Consider the following 16,629-nt stretch of genomic DNA (forward strand, 5'->3'; position numbering starts at 1 on the left):
GGGATGCATCTTCGTTTCCGCTGTGCTACACCACCGCCCAGCATCCTAGCACCATTCCGGAAAATTGCGTCCGTCATGACCATCGTCACGCGCTTCGCGCCCTCTCCGACCGGCTTTCTCCATATCGGCGGTGCCCGCACGGCCCTGTTCAACTGGCTGTACGCCCGCGGTCACGGCGGCAAGTTCCTGCTGCGGATCGAGGACACCGACCGCGCCCGCTCCACCCAGGCAGCCGTCGATGCCATCCTGGACGGCCTGGACTGGCTGGGCCTGGAATGGGACGGCGACCCGATCAGCCAGTTCGAGCGCAAGGACCGTCATGCCGAGGTCGCGCACGAGATGCTGCGCCGGGGCATGGCCTACCGCTGCTACGCCTCGCCGGAGGAGCTGGAGGCGATGAAGGAGGAGCAGCGGCGCCAGGGGCTGCCGATGCGCTACGACGGGCGCTGGCGCGACCGCGATCCGTCGGAGGCACCGGCGGGCGTGAACCCGGTGATCCGGCTCAAGGCCCCGCAGGAGGGCGAGACGGTGGTGCGCGACCATGTCCAGGGCGAGGTGCGGGTGCAGAACGCGCAGCTCGACGACATGATCCTGCTGCGTTCCGACGGCACGCCCACCTACCTGCTGGCCGTCGTGGTGGACGATTACGACATGGGGGTCACCCATGTGGTCCGTGGCGACGACCACCTGACCAACACCTTCCGTCAGCTCCAGATCTACGCCGCCATGGGCTGGACGCCGCCGGAATACGCGCATGTCCCGCTCATCCACGGGCCGGACGGGGCGAAGCTGTCGAAGCGGCACGGTGCCCTGGGCGTCGATGCCTACCGCGACATGGGCTACCTGCCGGAGACCATGCGCAACTACCTGCTCCGGCTCGGCTGGAGCCATGGCGACGACGAGATCATCTCGACCGACCAGGCGAAGGCCTGGTTCAATCTCGATGACATCGGCCGGTCCCCCTCGCGGCTGGACTTCGCCAAGCTGGACAATCTGAACGGCCACTACATCCGGCAGAGCGACGATGCGCGGCTGGTGAGCCTGGTCGTCCCGATGGTGGAGAAGCGGCTGGGCCGTCCGCTCACCGGGTCCGAACACGCCCGCCTGCTGGCCGCCATGCCGGGCTTCAAACCGCGGGTGAAAACTCTGGTGGAGCTGGCCGACGGCTGCCTTTTCCTGTTCGCCCTGCGCCCCTTGGCGATGGACGACAAGGCTGCTGCGCTGTTGACTCCCGAAGCGAAGGCCCAGCTCGGCGAGCTGCACGCGCTCTTCTCCGGTCTGGGCGACTGGACCGGCGGCGCGCTGGAGCAGGCGGTGCGGGACTTCGCGGAGCGTACCGGATTGAAACTCGGCAAGGTGGCCCAGCCCCTGCGCGCGGCGCTGACCGGCTCGACCGTCTCGCCCCCGATCTTCGAGGTGGCGGAAGTCCTCGGCCGGACGGAAACACTCGAACGTATAGATGACGCCCGGAAGGCCGGGTGACATGGTGTCGTCGCGTTGCCATCCATGCTGCGGAGCACTAAACTCGGGTTGTTTAGCCAGATCAACGGGGCCCGGCCCCACACGAAGATCAAGGACAAGCCGCAATGAGCCAGGCGACTAGGGCGGGAGAGGACACCAAGTCGGATACGGTCACGCTGACCGACAACAGGACCGGCAGATCATTCACATTGCCGATCCACCATGGCACGACCGGCCCCGCCGTAATCGACATCCGAAAGCTCTATGCCGAGACCGGGTGTTTCACTTACGACCCGGGTTTCACTTCGACAGGAAGCTGCGAGTCGAAGATCACCTATATCGATGGCGACAACGGGGTTTTGCTGCACCGCGGCTATCCGATCGAGGAACTGGCCGAACACAGTGATTACATGGAGGTCTGCTACCTCCTTCTGCACGGCGAGCTGCCGAACCACGAACAGAGGCAGAAGTTCGACGTCACCATCACCCGGCACACGATGGTGCATGAGCAGCTTTCGAACTTCTTCCGCGGTTTCCGCCGCGATGCACACCCGATGGCCATCATGTGCGGTGTCGTCGGTGCCCTCTCGGCCTTCTATCACGACTCCCTCGACATCGAGGACCCGCAGCAGCGGATGATCGCGTCGCACCGGCTGATCGCCAAGATGCCGACCATCGCCGCCATGGCGTACAAGTATTCCATCGGCCAGCCCTTCATCTATCCGCGGAACGATCTGGACTACGCCGAGAACTTCCTGCACATGAACTTCGCGGTTCCGTGCGAACCGTACAAGGTCGATCCCGTCATCGCCAAGGCGATGGACCGTATCTTCATCCTGCACGCCGACCACGAGCAGAACGCCTCCACCTCCACGGTGCGGCTGGCCGGTTCCTCCGGCGCCAACCCCTTCGCCTGCATCGCCGCCGGTATCGCCTCCCTCTGGGGCCCGGCCCATGGCGGGGCCAACGAGGCCGTGCTGGAGATGCTGCAGGAGATCGGCCACAAGGACCGCATCCCCGAGTTCGTCCGCCGGGCGAAGGACAAGAGCGACAGCTTCCGCCTGATGGGCTTCGGCCACCGCGTCTACAAGAACTACGACCCGCGCGCGAAGGTGATGCAGCGTACCTGCAATGAGGTGTTGCAGACCCTCGGCATCAAGGACGATCCGCTGCTGGAGATCGCCGTCGAGCTGGAGCGGATCGCCTTGCAGGACGAGTACTTCGTCGAGAAGAAGCTCTATCCGAACGTGGATTTCTATTCGGGCATCATCCTGAAGGCCATCGGCTTCCCGACCAGCATGTTCACCGTGCTGTTCGCGCTGGCGCGCACCGTCGGCTGGATCAGCCAGTGGAAAGAGATGATCGAGGACCCGGTCCAGAAGATCGGCCGCCCGCGCCAGCTCTACACCGGCGCCACGATGCGGCATTACGTGCCGCTGGACGAGCGTGGTTGAGCGGGCGAATTCCCCCCATGGCCCGGGCGGTCCCCCACGGACCGCCCGTCCGCCGTCTGCGTCCATCCTCTCCCGGCATGAGGTCCGCAGCCGGCGGGTTCTCGCGGCGAACGACAACCCCGTCCCCCTGGCGCGCCGTGTGCGGCGGGCCCTGATCGTGGCCGCCCTCCTGTCCGCCCTGTCCTGGGCGGTCTACGCGCTGAGTTAGGGTCGGGGTAAAGGTTCCGGGGAGCCTTGCGTGTCTACCCCTGCTTGCCTGTCGGCCGGATGGTCTCCGGCTGTCAGGCAAGCCGCAGTGGCCCGATGCGCAAAAAGATCCTCAGGCGTCTGGTCACGCGGGAGTCTGGTCCGAACGCCGCCACCTGCCGTCGGCACCATAGACCCAGCGTATCCCGTTCTCATCCAGCCATGGCCCGAACGGCTCATCCGTGGCGCCGGAGCCGAAGCGGAGCACATTCCCGTCCAGATCCTGGACGTGCAGTTCCCGCGCCCCCCAGGGATAATTGCTTGGCCCCTGCCGGATGACGGCTCCCTTGGGAGCGATCTCATCGCGCAGGGCATCAACGTCATTGACGCCAACATACAGCCACGCTTCCCCACGGCCCTGGTCACCGTGAGCCAGCATGATGTTGGCCTCCCCTCTGGACAGTTCTGAGAAGCCGCTGTCTCCCCAGTTCTGTCGGAAGCCAAGGACATCGGTGTAGTAGACCACCGCGCGGTTCATGTCGGAAACGCGGAGGATCGGCGTGCTTTTTCCGAAAGTCACGTGCATGGCGAGGGCTCCCGACGGATGACCGGCCAGCCTCATCTGGACGCTACACTATCACGAACCCTTGCCCTTACCAAGAAAATCCAGATGTTGAGACAGAAGGCGCAGGTCTCGGTATTTCACATCAGGGGATACATCCCTTGATACTCTGACCGCCCTGAATGGCTGCCCCACTTTTCCTTGGCCGGAAGCGATCCAGAACCGGATCGTGTTCCAGAAAGATGAAGCCGACTCAGGAATTTCTGGTTTTTTCTTGTGTTTCAAGCTGGTGGCCGGACGGAAGGCCGCGCCCCTCCGCTCAGCTGCGGGACCGTCCTGGTGTCTGTCCTTGCCGGTCCGCGATCACGCGCTTCGTGATGACGTTCAGCACCGCCTCGGCCGCGCGCCGGCTGGGCGGAACGTCCCCCTGCCCCAGCCAGCGGGCCACCTCCGTCACACCGTCGATCTGTTCCTGGCGGGCCGACGGCTCGTTCAGCAGCCGGTCCACGGCCAGCGCCAGCCGGTCAGGCGTACAGTCCTGCTGCAACAGTTCCGGCACCAGCGGCCGGTCCAGCATGATGTTGACCAGGTTGACGTAGCGGACCCGGATGAAGCGCCGGTAGAGCGCGTGGCTCACGGGGTGGATGCGGTAGGCGATGACGGCGGGCACCCGGGCCAGGGCCAGTTCCAGAGCCACCGTGCCCGATGCGGCCAGGGCCGCCGTGCTGGCCGCGAAGGCATCGTACTTGTCGGCGTCGCCCAGAAGCGTGATCGCCGGCACCGGCCAGGACTGCACCGCCTCGGCCACGGTCTCCGCGACTCCGGGCACCGTGGGTACGACGACCTGGAGGTCCGGATAGCGCGACGCCAGGATCTCCAGGGTCGCCCCGAAGTCCGGCAGCAGCTTCGTCACCTCGCTGCGCCGGCTGCCCGGCAGCACCGTCAGCACGGTGGCGTCCGGCGCGATGCCGTGGCGGCGGCGGAACCGTTCTCCGTCGCCGGCATCCGCGCCGGACTCCACCACCGGATGCCCGACGAAGGTGCAGGGCAGCCCGACCGCCTCGAAATAGGGCGGCTCGAAGGGCAGCAGCGCCAGCAGATGGTCCAGGAATTTCGCCACTTTGCGCGCCCGCCCGGGCCGCCAGGCCCAGACGGTGGGGGCGACGTAGTGGATCAGCGGCATCCGCGCCCCGGCGCGGCGCAGCCGCTGCTCCACGCGGAAGCAGAAATCGGGCGCGTCGATGGACACCACGGCGTCCGGCGTCCGTTCCAGCACCGCCTTCGTCGTCTGGTCCAGGCGCTTCAGCAGCGTGGGCAGGCGCGGCAGCAGCTCCGCCAGCCCGAACAGCGCCAGATCCTCCATCGGGAACAGGCTCTGAAGTCCCTGCTCCGCCATCCGCGGTCCGCCGACACCAGCGAACTCGACATGGCCCTCCATGGCCTCGCGCAGCGCGGCCATCAGGCGCCCGCCCAGCACGTCGCCGGACGGCTCGCCCGCGATGAGGAAGATCAACAGCGGCTTCACGGGTGCTCCTCTGCGCCGGCGGGGGTGCCGACGACGAACAGCCCGGCCGCATCGGCCGCGCGGGCGACCTGATCGCGTCCCAGAAGGATCGCGCTCCCGGCCTCCGCGGCGATGCCGGCGAAGCCGGCGCGGGCCGCCCGCGCCACGGTCTCCGTCCCGATCGTCGGCAGATCGAGGCGCCTATCCTGCTGGGGTTTGCGGACCTTGACCAGAACCGGCCCGCGCCCCTCCCGCTTCAAGTCGCCGCAGCGGTCGATCAGGGCGTCCGTCCCCTCGATCGCCTCCACCCCCAGCACGATGCCCTGCTGCACCACCACCGCCTGACCGACATCCAGGCGGCCGAGGGCCCGGGCCACGGCAACGCCGCGCCCGATATCATCCCGGCATTCTGCCGGGGCATCCAGACCGCCGACCGGCCCCTCCGGCATCAGCAGGTCCGCCATCAGATCCGGCACGCCGACGACGCGGAACCCCTCGGCCTCCAGCACACAGGCGACGGCGCGCAGCAGCCCGTCGTCGCCGAGCGCGAGGGCACCCACGCGGGCCAGGATCTGTGCCGCCTTCCAGTCGGGACGGAGTTCGCCGAGCGACGGCCGGCGGACCCGGCCCGCCAGGGCGATGTCGCCCACGCCCGCCGTGCGCAGATGGTCGAGGATGGCGCCGACAGCCCCCATGCGGAACCAGGCGGTCGGCAGGCCTGACGGCAGGCGGTCGGGTTCCGCCTGCCCCTCCAGCGCCACCAGCACCACGTCCCGCCCGGCGCTGTGGCAGGTCTCCGCAAGGCGGCCCGGCAGGTCGCCGCCGCCTGCGAGGATGGCCAGCCGGGGCGCCATGCCGGTCAGCGCGGCAGCGTCAGCGCGCGATGGGTCCGCTCGTCCAGGAAGCCCAGCATCTCGGAGACGAGACGGCTGTCCGGGAAGGAGCCGGCGACCTGCTCCCGCCGCTCCGCGAGGGTGCGCTCGCCGCTGAACAGTTGCCGGAAGGCGGTGCGCAGGGCGGCCACCTCTTCCTTCGGGAAGCCCCGGCGCTCCAGGCCCACGAGATTCAGCCCGGCCAGATGGCCGCGCTCGCCTTTGACAAGGCCGAAGGGGATCACGTCCGCCTCCACGCCGGTCATGCCGCCGATCATGGCATGCGCGCCGATGCGGACGAACTGGTGGACGGCCGACAGGCCTCCCAGAACGACGAAGTCGCCGACGACGACATGGCCGCCCAGGGTGGCATTGTTGGCGAAGATCACGCCGTCGCCGACCCGGCAGTCGTGCCCGACATGGACGCCGACCATGAACAGGCCGCCGTCCCCGACCGAGGTCAGCATACCGCCGCCCTCCGTCCCCGGGTTCATGGTGACATGCTCGCGGATGCGGTTGTTCCGGCCGATCACCAGTTCCGACGGTTCGCCCCTGTACTTCAGGTCCTGGGGCGGATGGCCCAGCGACGCGAAGGGGAAGACGACCGTCCCCTCGCCGATCCGGGTCCGCCCCTCGACCACGACATGGGAGTGCAGCGTCACCCGGTCGCCCAGTTCGACGGCCGGTCCGACGACACAGAAGGGGCCGATGGACACGTCCTCGCCCAGACGGGCGGCCGGGTCCACGAGGGCGGTCGGATGGATGGAAGTCGCCATGGGGTGATCAGTTGTCCATCACGATCATCGCGGCATAGACCGCCTCGGCGCAGAGGGTGCCGTCGACCCAGGCCTCGCCGCGGAAACGCCAGACATTGCGGCGGTTCTGCTGCTTCTGCACCTTGATCTCGATACGGTCGCCCGGAACGATCGGGCGCCGGAAACGGGCCTCGTCGATCGTCATGAAATAGACCAGACGGCCCTCGGCGGATTCGCCGAGCGAGTGCATCACCAGCACGGCCGAGGTCTGCGCCATGGCCTCCACGATCATCACGCCCGGCATCACCGGACGGGCCGGGAAATGGCCGGTGAAGAACGGCTCGTTGATCGTGACGTTCTTGATGCCCGTGCAGCTTTCGCCCGTGACGATGTCCACGACCTTGTCGATCAGGAGCATGGGATAGCGGTGCGGAATCATCTGCATGATCCGCAGGATATCCAGCTCCGTCACGGTCTGCTGCGGTGGTGTCTTGTTCTCAGCCGTTGCGTCCATTGTCCTCGTCACCCCTTCCGCGGACCAGCCGCCCCAGCACTGCCACCTGCCGCAGCCATTGGCGCATGGGAACGGCGGGCGATCCACCAACCTGCTCACCGGGCGCCACGTCGCGCATCACCCCGCTCTGGGCGGCGATCCGGGCGCCGGCGCCGATCTTCAGATGGCCCGTGATGCCCGCCTGGGCCGCCAGGATCACATGGTGGTCGAGCTTCGTGCTGCCCGAGATACCGGCCTGGGCGACGACAACGCAGCCCGGGCCGAGGTGGACGTTGTGCCCGATCTGGACCAGATTATCAATCATGCACCCCCGGCCGATGACGGTGTCCGGACCGGCGCCGCGGTCGATCGTGACGTTGGCGCCGATCTCCACGTCATCCTCCACGAGGACGCGGCCAAGCTGCGGCACGCGGACATGGCCGGCCACATCCATGGCGAAACCGAAGCCGTCCTGGCCGATGCGGACGCCGGGATAGATCACCACCCGGCTGCCGATCTCGCAGTGGCTGAGGGAGGCGCAGGCCCCGACGGTGGTGCCGTCGCCGATCCGCACATTGCGGCCGATCACCGCATTCGGGCCGATCCGGCAGCCGTTGCCGATCTCCGCCCCCGCTTCGATCACGGCACCGGGGGCGACCTCGGTCCCCTCGCCCACCCGGGCGGTCGGGTGCAGATGCGCGCCCGGAGAGACGCCGCCCTCAGCCGCCGGGGCCGGATAGAAGGCCTGGGCGCAGAGCGCGTAGGCCCGGTAGGGTTTCCGGCTCAGCAGCAGGGCCGTGCCCGCTGGCGCCCGGCCGGCCAGGTCGGGATGCACGATGCAGGCGCCGGCGCCGGTCCGCGCGAAGGCATCGGCGTATTTCCGGTTGTCCAGAAAGCTGAGCTGCTCCGGCCCCGCCGATTCCAGCGGGGCGACATCGTGCAGCAGCAACGCCGGGTCGGCGCCCGGCGCGATCTCGGCACCGGACAGGCTGGCGAGCTGGGCGAGGCTGAACGGCCCCGCCCGACGGAAGAAACGTGGATCGGCCATGATCCCTACTTCGGCAGGACGACCGTGACCTGCGGCAACCGCGCATTCAGTCGCTGCAGGACCACATCGGTCAGGTCAAGGGACGGATCGCCCCGATAAAGCACCGCTTCCCGATGCAGCACAAGGACGATGCCACGCTCCTTGGCGACATCCCGGACCACCTGGCCCAGCATGTCCAGGAGCTTCTCCTTCGCGTCGTTCAGCGCGGTGTCCAGGATGCGGGCGCGTTCCTGCGCGTGCTGACGGGACTCCGCCACCTCCTGCTCGAACTGCTTGCGGGCGCGGTCGAACTCCTCGGCGCTCTGGGTCTGACGCTGCTTCGCCAGGTCCTGTTCCAGACTGCGCAGGCGGGTGATCTGGGCGTTCATCTCCGCCTGGAAATCCTGCTGCAACGCGGTGAGCTGCTGCTGGATGCTGCGCCAGGCGCTGGACGCGGAGAGCAGGCCCTGCGCGTCCACGATGGCGATGGTCGGCTGCAGCTGCCCTTCAGCCGCCGGGCCGACCGGATGCGCTGCCGGTGGCGGCGTGACCGGCGCCTGCTCCTGTGCGCCCGCGGCGCCGGACAGGCCGACGCCGATCCAGAGCGCCGCGGCAAGGACGATCAGGCCGCGACCGTGCATCGGCCTTCCCCTCAGTTGAAGCGGGTGCCGAAGCTGAAGCGGAACTGCTCCGTCCGGTCGTAGTCCTGCTTGGCCAGCGGCATGGCCAGATCGATACGGATCGGACCGAAGGGCGACTTCCAGGAGAGACCCACGCCGATCGAGGCGCGGAGGGCATCCTCGTCACGGAAGACGTCACTCTTCGTCGGGTCGGTGGGATCGACATAAGGCTTCAGGCCGGAATCGCCCAGGGTGCCGGCGTCGGCGAAGGCATGGGCCAGCACCCCCATCTCGTCCGACCCGAGCGGAACCGTCATCTCCAGGCTGGTGCGGGCGAACCGCTTGCCACCCAGGGCATCGTCGTTGCCATTGGTCAGGTCGCGCGGGCCGACGCCGCCCGGCTCGAAACCGCGCAGCGTGTCGCCGCCCAGGAAGAAGCGGTCGTTGATCCGGATGTCCTTGCCCAGTTCCAGGATGTAGCCGACCTCGCCGGTGAGCGAGAGCACCCAGTCGGAATAGACGTTCCAGTAGTTGGCAGCGGACAGGCGGTTGCGCAGGTAGCGGACGCTGCCCCCCAGGCCGGCGAACTCGTTGGACAGCGAGATGAAGTAGCCGTCGGTCGGGCGCAGACGGCTGTTCCGGGCGTCATAGAACAGGAGCTGCTCGATCGACGAGGTCGTCGTCGTACCGGCCTGATCCCGGATGAAGCGGGAGGCGTAGATCGAGACGTTCTCGATGGAGTTCTGCGACAGGGTGTACTGGAAGCGCTGGCGCAGGCGGTCCGACAGCGGATAGCCGGCGCGCAGCACGATGCCCGTGCTCTCCAGGTCATAGGTGATGGTGTCGCGGTCGTCGCGGACGACGCGGAACAGGTCCACGCCGACCGCCAGATCGCGCTCCATGAAGTAGGGCTCGGTGAAACTGACGTCGAATTCCTGGCTCCGGGTCGACAGCATCGTCGAGAAGCGCAGATCCTGGCCGCGACCCAGCAGGTTGCGCTCGCGGATGGAGAAGTCCACCAGCGCCCCGTCGGTCGTGGAGTAGCCGGCGCCGAGCTGGATCTCGCCGGTCGGCTGTTCCGACACCTCGACGGTGATGACCGACTGGTCAGGCGTGCTGCCCTCCTTCGGCTCGACCTTCACCTCTTCAAAGAAGCCCAGGTCCTTGATGCGCTGTTCGGACCGGCGGACGCGGGTGATGCTGAACGGGTCGCCCTCGGCCAGCAGCATCTCGCGCCGGATCACGCGGTCCAGCGTCCGGACATTGCCGTTGATGTCGATACGCTCGACGAAGACACGCGGGCTCTGGTTGATCTCGAAGAGGAGGTCGATCGTGCCCTCCTCCTCGTTGCGTTGCAGCAGCGGATCGACCTCGACGAAGGCGTACTGGAGATCGCCCAGCGCGTCGCTCAGCAGGTTGATGCTGCTCTCCACGCGGTCGGCATCGTACCAGTCGCCGCTCTGGGCAAGGATGAACGGGCGCAGCAGCTCGCCGTCCAGGTCCTTGATGTCGCTCTGGATCTTGATCTCGCCGAACTTGTACCGCTTGCCTTCGTCCACGGTCATCGTGATGAAGAAGTCTTCGCGGTCGGGCGTCAGCTCGGCCACCATCGACAGCACGCGGAAGTCGGCATAACCGTTGCGCAGGTAATGCCGGCGGATCTGCTCGCGGTCGTAGTTCAGGCGATCGGGATCATAGGTATCGTTGCTGCTCAGGAACCGCCACCAGCGCGATTCCTTGGTCAGCATGATGTCGCGCAGGTCGCTGTCGTCGAAGATGTTGTTGTTGATGAAGTTGATCCGCTGCACGCCGGTCAGCGGGCCTTCATCGATCTCGAAGATCAGATCGACACGGTTCTGTTCAAGCTGGACGATCTTGGGTTCGACACGCGCGGCGAAGCGACCGCTGCGGCGATAGATTTCCAGGATGCGCTGCACGTCGTTCTGCACGCGGGTCCGGGTATAGACCACGCGGGGACGGAGCTGCACCTCGGCCACCAGGTCGTCGGTCTTCACCCGACGGTTCCCTTCGAAGGCGACCCGGTTGATGATGGGGTTCTCGACCACATTGACGACCAGGGTCCCGCCCTCACGCCGCAGCGTGACATCGGCGAACAGGCCGGTGGCAAAGAGGGATTTCAGCGATTCGTCAATGCGCTCGGCATTGAACGGATCGCCGGTCTGCACGGTCAGGTAGGACCGGACAGTCGCCGCCTCGATGCGCTGCGTCCCCTCGATCCGGATTTCCCGGACGGTGCCGCCGCTGAAGGCTTCCTGGGCGAAAGCCCCTGCCGTGAGCGCAAGGACGGAAGTTGCGGTGGTGCTGCCGATCAGCAGGCACGCGGCCGCGACCCTCGAAACCAAACCCAAGTGTTCCCCCGGTATCGGCTAGGAAAGAACGTCCACGAAGAACTGGACCACGCGTAGGTGGACGAGATCGTTCCACGTGGCGAACACCATCAGCGTTAGTACCAAAGCCAAGCCGATCCGGAAACCATATTCCTGGGCGCGTTCCCCCAGGGGGCGGCCCCGGACGGCTTCAATGCCATAGAACAACAGGTGGCCACCGTCCAGCATCGGAATCGGGAACAGGTTGATCAGTCCAAGGTTGATGGACAGGATCGCCACGAACCAGACCAGGGCCACGAAGCCGGTCTGGGCCACCTCTCCCGACATCTGGGCGATGCGCAGCGGCCCGCCCAGCTCATCCGTGCCGCGGGTGCCGCTGATCATCTGACCGACGGCCTTCAGGGTGCCGAGGGTCAGCGACAGCGTCTCCTTCCCCGCGTACCAGACGGCGGACAGCGGGTCGCGCTTCTTGAACTCGTCCGCACCGCGCAGCACGCCGATACGGCCGATCGTGTGGGTGTTGCCGAAGCGGTCCTCGACCTCCACGGTGCGCGGCGTCACCGTGACCGGCACCTCCAGGCCGTCGCGCTGCACGACCAGGGCCAGAGGCCGGCCCGGATACTGCACGACAAGCTGGGTGATGTCCTCGAACCGCTCGATCGTCTGGCCGTCGATGCTCAGCACCCGGTCGCCCGGCAGGAGCCCCGCCTCGGCGGCCGCGCCATCGGGGCTGACCTCTTCGATCACGGGGGCCGTGAAGGGCTGGCCGTAGACGGTGAAGAGGAGAGCGAGCGCCACGATGGCGAAGGCGAAGTTGGCAGCCGGCCCGGCGGCCACGATCGCTGCGCGGCTTCCCAGGCTCTGATGATAGAAGGACCGGGCCCTCTCCTCCGGCGGCAGGTCGTCCAGCCGGAAATCCGGGCGGCTCGCCGCGTCGGCATCGCCGAACATCTTGACGTATCCGCCCAGGGGGACGGCGCTGAACTTCCAGCGCGTGCCGGCCCGGTCGTTGAAACCGAACAGCTCCGGTCCGAAGCCGATCGAGAAGACCTCCACCCGGACCCCGTTGCGGCGCGCCACCCAGTAGTGGCCCAGCTCGTGGACGAAGACCAGCACGGTCAGGACGACCAGGAAGACGACCCCGTAATTCCAGACGTATCCGACCGCATCCATCGATCGTTCTCCTGCCTCAGCTACCGGCTGCCCCGCCCCGCCGCGACCATCTCGGACGCGAAGCGGCGGGCATCGGCATCGGCTGTGCGCACATCATCCAGGTCATTGAGCTCAGAATGTGGCAGCGATGCGAGCGTCGCCTCGACGACCCGCTCGATGTCCAGGAAGCCGATCCGTTCCTCCAGGAAGGCCTGGACCGCCACCTCGTTCGCGGCGTTCAGCAGGGTCGGCGCGGCACCGCCGCACTGGAGCGCGTGCCGGGCCAGCCGCAGCGCCGGGAAGCGCAGCGGATCCGGCGCCTCGAACTCCAGCCGGGAAGATTTGATCAGGTCCAGCCGGGCGCCGGGCGTGGCGATACGGTCCGGCCAGCCCAGCGCCACGGCGATGGGGGTGCGCATGTCGGGCGTGCCGAGCTGTGCCAGCACGGAGCCGTCCACATATTCGACCATGCTGTGGACGACCGACTGCGGATGCACCAGCACGTCGATCTGCCCGTCCGGCATGCCGAACAGGTGGCAGGCCTCGATGATCTCCAGGCCCTTGTTCATCATGCTGGCGCTGTCGACGGAGATCTTGGCCCCCATCGTCCAGTTCGGATGGGCGCACGCCTCCTTCGGCGTGGCAGCCGCCATGCGCTCGCGCGTCCAGGTGCGGAACGGGCCGCCCGACGCGGTGAGGATCAGCCGGCTGACCGCCGGTCGGCGCTCCGGGTCGAAGACCTGGAAGATGGCGCTGTGCTCGCTGTCCACCGGCAGCAGCGTGGCGCCGTGCCGGCGCACCTCCGCCATCAGCAGTTCACCCGCACAGACGAGGCATTCCTTGTTGGCGAAGGCGACGATGGCGCCGCGGCGGGCGGCTGCCAGGGTCGGCTCCAGCCCGGCGGCACCGACGATGGCGGCCATCACCCAGTCTGCCGGGCGCTGCGCCGCCTCGACCACGGCCGCAGGACCGGCCGCCGCGGCGATGCCGGTACCGGCAAGCGCGTCCTTCAGGTCGGCGTAGTGGGCCTCATCGGCGACGACGGCGACCTCGGGCCGCAGGCGTCGGGCCTGTCCGGCCAGGGCGGCGACGTTGCGGCGGGCCACCAGAGCCACCGTGCGGTAGCGCTCCGGATAGGCCTCGATCAGTTCGACCGTGTTGCTGCCGACCGATCCGGTCGAGCCCAGCACCGTCACGCTGCGGATTCCATCGCCCCCGGTCGAATGCCGCGGGGTCACGCTCACCACCATTGCAGAGACTCCCCGGCCAGCCCGTGGACCAGCGCGAAGACCGGCGCGGCCACGATCAACCCGTCGATACGGTCGAGCAGACCGCCATGACCGGGGATGAGGTGACCGCTGTCCTTCACGTGGCTGCGCCGCTTCATGAATGATTCGAACAGGTCGCCCGCCTGACCCGCGACGGCCAGACAGGCGGCGATGAGGGCCGCGACGAGCGGCCGGCCGGCATCGGCGAGGAAGGCGACTCCGGCCCCCACCAGGGCCGCGGCCAGCATGCCGCCGATGAGACCGGCCCAGGTCTTCTTCGGACTGATCCGGGGGGCCAGTTTCGGCCCGCCGATGCTCCGACCGGCCGCATAGGCGCCGATATCGGTCGCCCAGATGGCCAGCAGCAGGAAGAAGAAGAGACTGCGCCCGTCCTCGCCGGTGGCGTTACGCAGCCACATCAGGGCGACGCAGGCCAGCGCGATATAGGGGACGGTGAGCGCGACAAGGGCGCGCGGCCCCACCCCGGCCAGCCTGCAGGCGCCGTAGAGCGCCACCGTGGCGGCGGCGGCGACCGGCAGGGCGATGACCGTTCCCCAGGCGAGGTCGGCCGCCATCACGGCGCCCACGGCCACGAGCGACAGCAGCAAGGGCAGAGGCAGGGGCGTGGCGGCTCCGGGAACGACCAGCCGCACCCATTCCCGCACCGACAGCGCAGCCGCGACCACCACCAGCGCGTCGAACACCGGGCCGCCGAACCAGACGGCGGCCAGCACGGGCGGGGCGAGGATGATCGCGGAAAGGAAACGGGTCTTCAGATCGCTCGACCGCGCGCCCGCCGGCGCCGGCTCAGCGGCTGCCGACCGATGCCCCGAACCGGCGATCCCGCCGGTGGTACTCTTGGATGGCATCTTCGAGATCGCGTTTGGTGAAGTCTGGCCACAGGGTATCGACGAACACCAACTCCGCATAGGCCAATTGCCACAACAGGAAGTTGCTGATCCGCTTCTCCCCGCTCGTGCGGATGCACAGATCGGGATCGGGTATGCCGGCCGTCGAGAGATAGTTGGCGAACCGACCCTCATCGATGTCCGACGGCTCAAGGTGACCCGCCTTCACCTGCTCGGCGATCTGGCGGGTTGTGCTGGCGATCTCCTGGCGTCCGCCGTAGCTGAGGGCGATCACCAGGGTCAACGTCTCGTTCGAGGCCGTCAGGGATTCGGCATTGTCGATCAGCGAGATGATGTCCTTGGACAGGCGCGAGCGGTCCCCGATCACCCGGAGCCGCACGCCGTTCTTGTGCAGGGACGCGATCTCGCCGCGCAGATAGAACCGCAGGAGCTGCATGAGGTCGGAGACCTCGTCCCGCGGCCGGTTCCAGTTCTCCGAGGAGAAACTGTAGAGCGTCAGGTAGCGGATGCCCAGTTCCCGGGCCGCCTCCAGGGCACGCCGCACCGCCTCGACGCCTTTTCGGTGGCCGGCGGTGCGGGGCAGTCCGCGTGCGGTTGCCCAGCGCCCGTTGCCATCCATGATGATGGCGACGTGGACCGGTGGGGCGCCTTGCGGCAGGGGGGAGGAAACGGCCATGGCAGCGGCGCCCGGACCCTCGCTCAAACCTGCATGATTTCCTTTTCCTTGGTCGCCAGCGCCTCATCGATCTTCTTGATGTGGGCGTCGGTCAGGGCCTGGACCTTGTCGGCCCAGGTCTTCTGCTCGTCCTCGGAAATATCCCCGTCCTTCAGGAGCTTCTTCAGCATGTCCATACCATCGCGGCGCACGTTGCGGACGGCCACCCGGGCCTGTTCCGCATACTTCGCTGCGACTTTGGCCAATTCCTGGCGACGTTCCTGGTTCAGTTCCGGAATCGGCACGCGGAGGGTCTGCCCGTCGGACTGCGGGTTCAGGCCCAGGCCGGCTTCACGGATCGCCTTCTCCACGGCCTTCACCAGCGAGCGGTCCCAGACCTGCACCGTGATGAGGCGCGGCTCCGGAACGCCGACCGTGGCGACCTGGTTCAGCGGGCTGGAACTGCCGTAGGCGTCCACATACACCGGATCGAGCAGCGTGGTGGAGGCGCGGCCCGTGCGGAGGCCGCCGAATTCCTTACGCAGCGTTTCGACAGCGCCATCCATGCGGCGCTCGAAGCTCTTGATGTCGGGTTCGGCCACCTTATTCCTCTTCGGTTATTATGGTGAACTTGCCCCGCCCGGCCATCACCTCGGCAAAGGCGCCGTCGGTGTGGATCGAGAAGACCAGGATGGGAATCCTGTTCTCCCGAGCCAGGGAGATGGCGGAGGCGTCCATCACCTGCAAGTCCTGGGACAGAACCTGCAGGTAGCTTAGCCTATCATACCGCGTCGCGTCCTGATGCTTCTTGGGGTCGGCCGAATAGACGCCGTCGACCTTGGTCCCCTTGAGCAGGGCATCGCAGCCCATTTCCGAGGCGCGCAGCGCCGCGGCGGTATCGGTCGTGAAGAAGGGGTTGCCGGTGCCTGCGGCAAAAATCACCACCCGCCCTTTTTCCATATGGCGGACGGCACGGCGGCGGATGTAGGGCTCGCAGACACTGGCCATGGGAATCGCGGACTGCACCCGCGTCTGCACCCCCACCTTCTCCAGCGCATTCTGGACGGCGAGCGAGTTCATCACCGTCGCAAGCATGCCCATGTAGTCGGCGGTGGCGCGCTCCATGCCGGTGGCGGCTGCCGATATCCCGCGGAAGATGTTTCCACCGCCGATCACCAGGCAGACCTCAACGCCCATCGCGATGACGGCGCGGACCTCGTCGGCGACGCGATCAACGACCTGCGGATCGAGACCGTAGTCCCGGTCGCCCATCAGGGCCTCACCCGAGATCTTCAGCAGAACACGTCGGTAGCGGCCGTCGCTCACGGGCAGGTCCTTTCCCCGGTATCGGTAGAAAGGGCCGGAAACTCCCGGGGGAGCCTCCGGCCCACAACAACAGGTTT

The 16,629-nt window shown here is 67.5% G+C and carries 16 protein-coding genes; 2 read left to right on the forward strand and 14 right to left on the reverse strand.

The window, feature by feature from the left end; all coding sequences use genetic code 11:
• The first annotated feature begins 75 nt into the window (after positions 1–75).
• Both gltX and gltA read left to right on the forward strand, forming a co-directional pair.
• Complete coding sequence (gene gltX, locus RC1_RS05685) at positions 76–1,482, forward strand: glutamate--tRNA ligase (protein WP_012566393.1); 1,407 nt, start codon at positions 76–78, stop codon at positions 1,480–1,482.
• A gap of 104 nt (positions 1,483–1,586) precedes the next feature.
• Entirely contained in the window at positions 1,587–2,915 is a 1,329-nt protein-coding gene (gene gltA, locus RC1_RS05690; RefSeq protein WP_012566394.1) for a citrate synthase, read from the forward strand.
• A gap of 331 nt (positions 2,916–3,246) precedes the next feature.
• On the opposite strand, the gene RC1_RS05695 is transcribed toward gltA, so the two are convergent.
• The 14 genes from RC1_RS05695 to pyrH form a co-directional block, all read right to left on the reverse strand.
• Positions 3,247–3,687, reverse strand: coding sequence for a glyoxalase superfamily protein (locus tag RC1_RS05695; protein WP_083759254.1), 441 nt, complete (start codon positions 3,685–3,687; stop codon positions 3,247–3,249).
• Positions 3,688–3,982: 295 nt separating this feature from the next.
• On the reverse strand, positions 3,983–5,188 hold the full coding sequence (gene lpxB / locus RC1_RS05700; protein WP_012566396.1) for a lipid-A-disaccharide synthase: 1,206 nt from the start codon (positions 5,186–5,188) through the stop codon (positions 3,983–3,985).
• Positions 5,185–6,021, reverse strand: a complete 837-nt coding sequence (locus RC1_RS05705) for an LpxI family protein (RefSeq protein WP_012566397.1) — start codon at positions 6,019–6,021, stop codon at positions 5,185–5,187. Before RC1_RS05705 ends, lpxB begins: the two co-directional genes overlap by 4 nt.
• Positions 6,022–6,026: 5 nt before the next feature.
• Positions 6,027–6,815, reverse strand: a complete 789-nt coding sequence (gene lpxA, locus RC1_RS05710; protein WP_012566398.1) for an acyl-ACP--UDP-N-acetylglucosamine O-acyltransferase — start codon at positions 6,813–6,815, stop codon at positions 6,027–6,029.
• 7 nt (positions 6,816–6,822) lie between these two features.
• Entirely contained in the window at positions 6,823–7,308 is a 486-nt protein-coding gene (gene fabZ / locus RC1_RS05715) for a 3-hydroxyacyl-ACP dehydratase FabZ (RefSeq protein ID WP_012566399.1), read from the reverse strand.
• Positions 7,292–8,335, reverse strand: a complete 1,044-nt coding sequence (gene lpxD / locus RC1_RS05720; protein WP_012566400.1) for a UDP-3-O-(3-hydroxymyristoyl)glucosamine N-acyltransferase — start codon at positions 8,333–8,335, stop codon at positions 7,292–7,294. Before lpxD ends, fabZ begins: the two co-directional genes overlap by 17 nt.
• 5 nt (positions 8,336–8,340) lie before the next feature.
• Positions 8,341–8,955: an OmpH/Skp family outer membrane protein gene (locus tag RC1_RS05725; RefSeq protein ID WP_012566401.1), complete on the reverse strand. Its 615-nt coding sequence runs from the start codon at positions 8,953–8,955 to the stop codon at positions 8,341–8,343.
• Positions 8,956–8,966: 11 nt separating this feature from the next.
• Complete coding sequence (gene bamA, locus RC1_RS05730) at positions 8,967–11,297, reverse strand: outer membrane protein assembly factor BamA (protein ID WP_012566402.1); 2,331 nt, start codon at positions 11,295–11,297, stop codon at positions 8,967–8,969.
• Between the two features lie 24 nt (positions 11,298–11,321).
• Entirely contained in the window at positions 11,322–12,455 is a 1,134-nt protein-coding gene (gene rseP / locus RC1_RS05735; protein WP_012566403.1) for an RIP metalloprotease RseP, read from the reverse strand.
• A gap of 20 nt (positions 12,456–12,475) precedes the next feature.
• The gene (locus tag RC1_RS05740) at positions 12,476–13,684 is read right to left on the reverse strand and encodes a 1-deoxy-D-xylulose-5-phosphate reductoisomerase (protein ID WP_012566404.1); all 1,209 of its coding nucleotides are present in this window, start codon (positions 13,682–13,684) and stop codon (positions 12,476–12,478) included.
• Positions 13,675–14,571: a phosphatidate cytidylyltransferase gene (locus RC1_RS05745; RefSeq protein ID WP_012566405.1), complete on the reverse strand. Its 897-nt coding sequence runs from the start codon at positions 14,569–14,571 to the stop codon at positions 13,675–13,677. Before RC1_RS05745 ends, RC1_RS05740 begins: the two co-directional genes overlap by 10 nt.
• Complete coding sequence (locus RC1_RS05750; RefSeq protein ID WP_012566406.1) at positions 14,510–15,247, reverse strand: isoprenyl transferase; 738 nt, start codon at positions 15,245–15,247, stop codon at positions 14,510–14,512. Before RC1_RS05750 ends, RC1_RS05745 begins: the two co-directional genes overlap by 62 nt.
• 23 nt (positions 15,248–15,270) lie before the next feature.
• Positions 15,271–15,828, reverse strand: a complete 558-nt coding sequence (gene frr, locus RC1_RS05755; protein WP_012566407.1) for a ribosome recycling factor — start codon at positions 15,826–15,828, stop codon at positions 15,271–15,273.
• Between the two features lies 1 nt (position 15,829).
• Complete coding sequence (gene pyrH, locus RC1_RS05760) at positions 15,830–16,552, reverse strand: UMP kinase (protein ID WP_012566408.1); 723 nt, start codon at positions 16,550–16,552, stop codon at positions 15,830–15,832.
• Positions 16,553–16,629 lie beyond the last annotated feature (77 nt).

Source organism: Rhodospirillum centenum SW (genome assembly GCF_000016185.1).
Taxonomy (GTDB): domain Bacteria; phylum Pseudomonadota; class Alphaproteobacteria; order Azospirillales; family Azospirillaceae; genus Rhodocista; species Rhodocista centena.

Excerpts from the sequence above, each read along its gene's own strand:
- lpxA (WP_012566398.1), bottom strand. The coding sequence starts at position 6,815 with ATGGCGACTTCCATCCATCCGACCGCCCTCGTGGACCCGGCCGCCCGT.
- RC1_RS05695 (WP_083759254.1), bottom strand. The coding sequence starts at position 3,687 with ATGCACGTGACTTTCGGAAAAAGCACGCCGATCCTCCGCGTTTCCGAC.
- gltA (WP_012566394.1), top strand. The coding sequence starts at position 1,587 with ATGAGCCAGGCGACTAGGGCGGGAGAGGACACCAAGTCGGATACGGTC.
- RC1_RS05740 (WP_012566404.1), bottom strand. The coding sequence starts at position 13,684 with ATGGTGGTGAGCGTGACCCCGCGGCATTCGACCGGGGGCGATGGAATC.
- RC1_RS05725 (WP_012566401.1), bottom strand. The coding sequence starts at position 8,955 with ATGCACGGTCGCGGCCTGATCGTCCTTGCCGCGGCGCTCTGGATCGGC.
- fabZ (WP_012566399.1), bottom strand. The coding sequence starts at position 7,308 with ATGGACGCAACGGCTGAGAACAAGACACCACCGCAGCAGACCGTGACG.
- RC1_RS05705 (WP_012566397.1), bottom strand. The coding sequence starts at position 6,021 with ATGGCGCCCCGGCTGGCCATCCTCGCAGGCGGCGGCGACCTGCCGGGC.
- rseP (WP_012566403.1), bottom strand. The coding sequence starts at position 12,455 with ATGGATGCGGTCGGATACGTCTGGAATTACGGGGTCGTCTTCCTGGTC.
- lpxD (WP_012566400.1), bottom strand. The coding sequence starts at position 8,335 with ATGGCCGATCCACGTTTCTTCCGTCGGGCGGGGCCGTTCAGCCTCGCC.
- RC1_RS05750 (WP_012566406.1), bottom strand. The coding sequence starts at position 15,247 with ATGGCCGTTTCCTCCCCCCTGCCGCAAGGCGCCCCACCGGTCCACGTC.
- RC1_RS05745 (WP_012566405.1), bottom strand. The coding sequence starts at position 14,571 with ATGCCATCCAAGAGTACCACCGGCGGGATCGCCGGTTCGGGGCATCGG.
- gltX (WP_012566393.1), top strand. The coding sequence starts at position 76 with ATGACCATCGTCACGCGCTTCGCGCCCTCTCCGACCGGCTTTCTCCAT.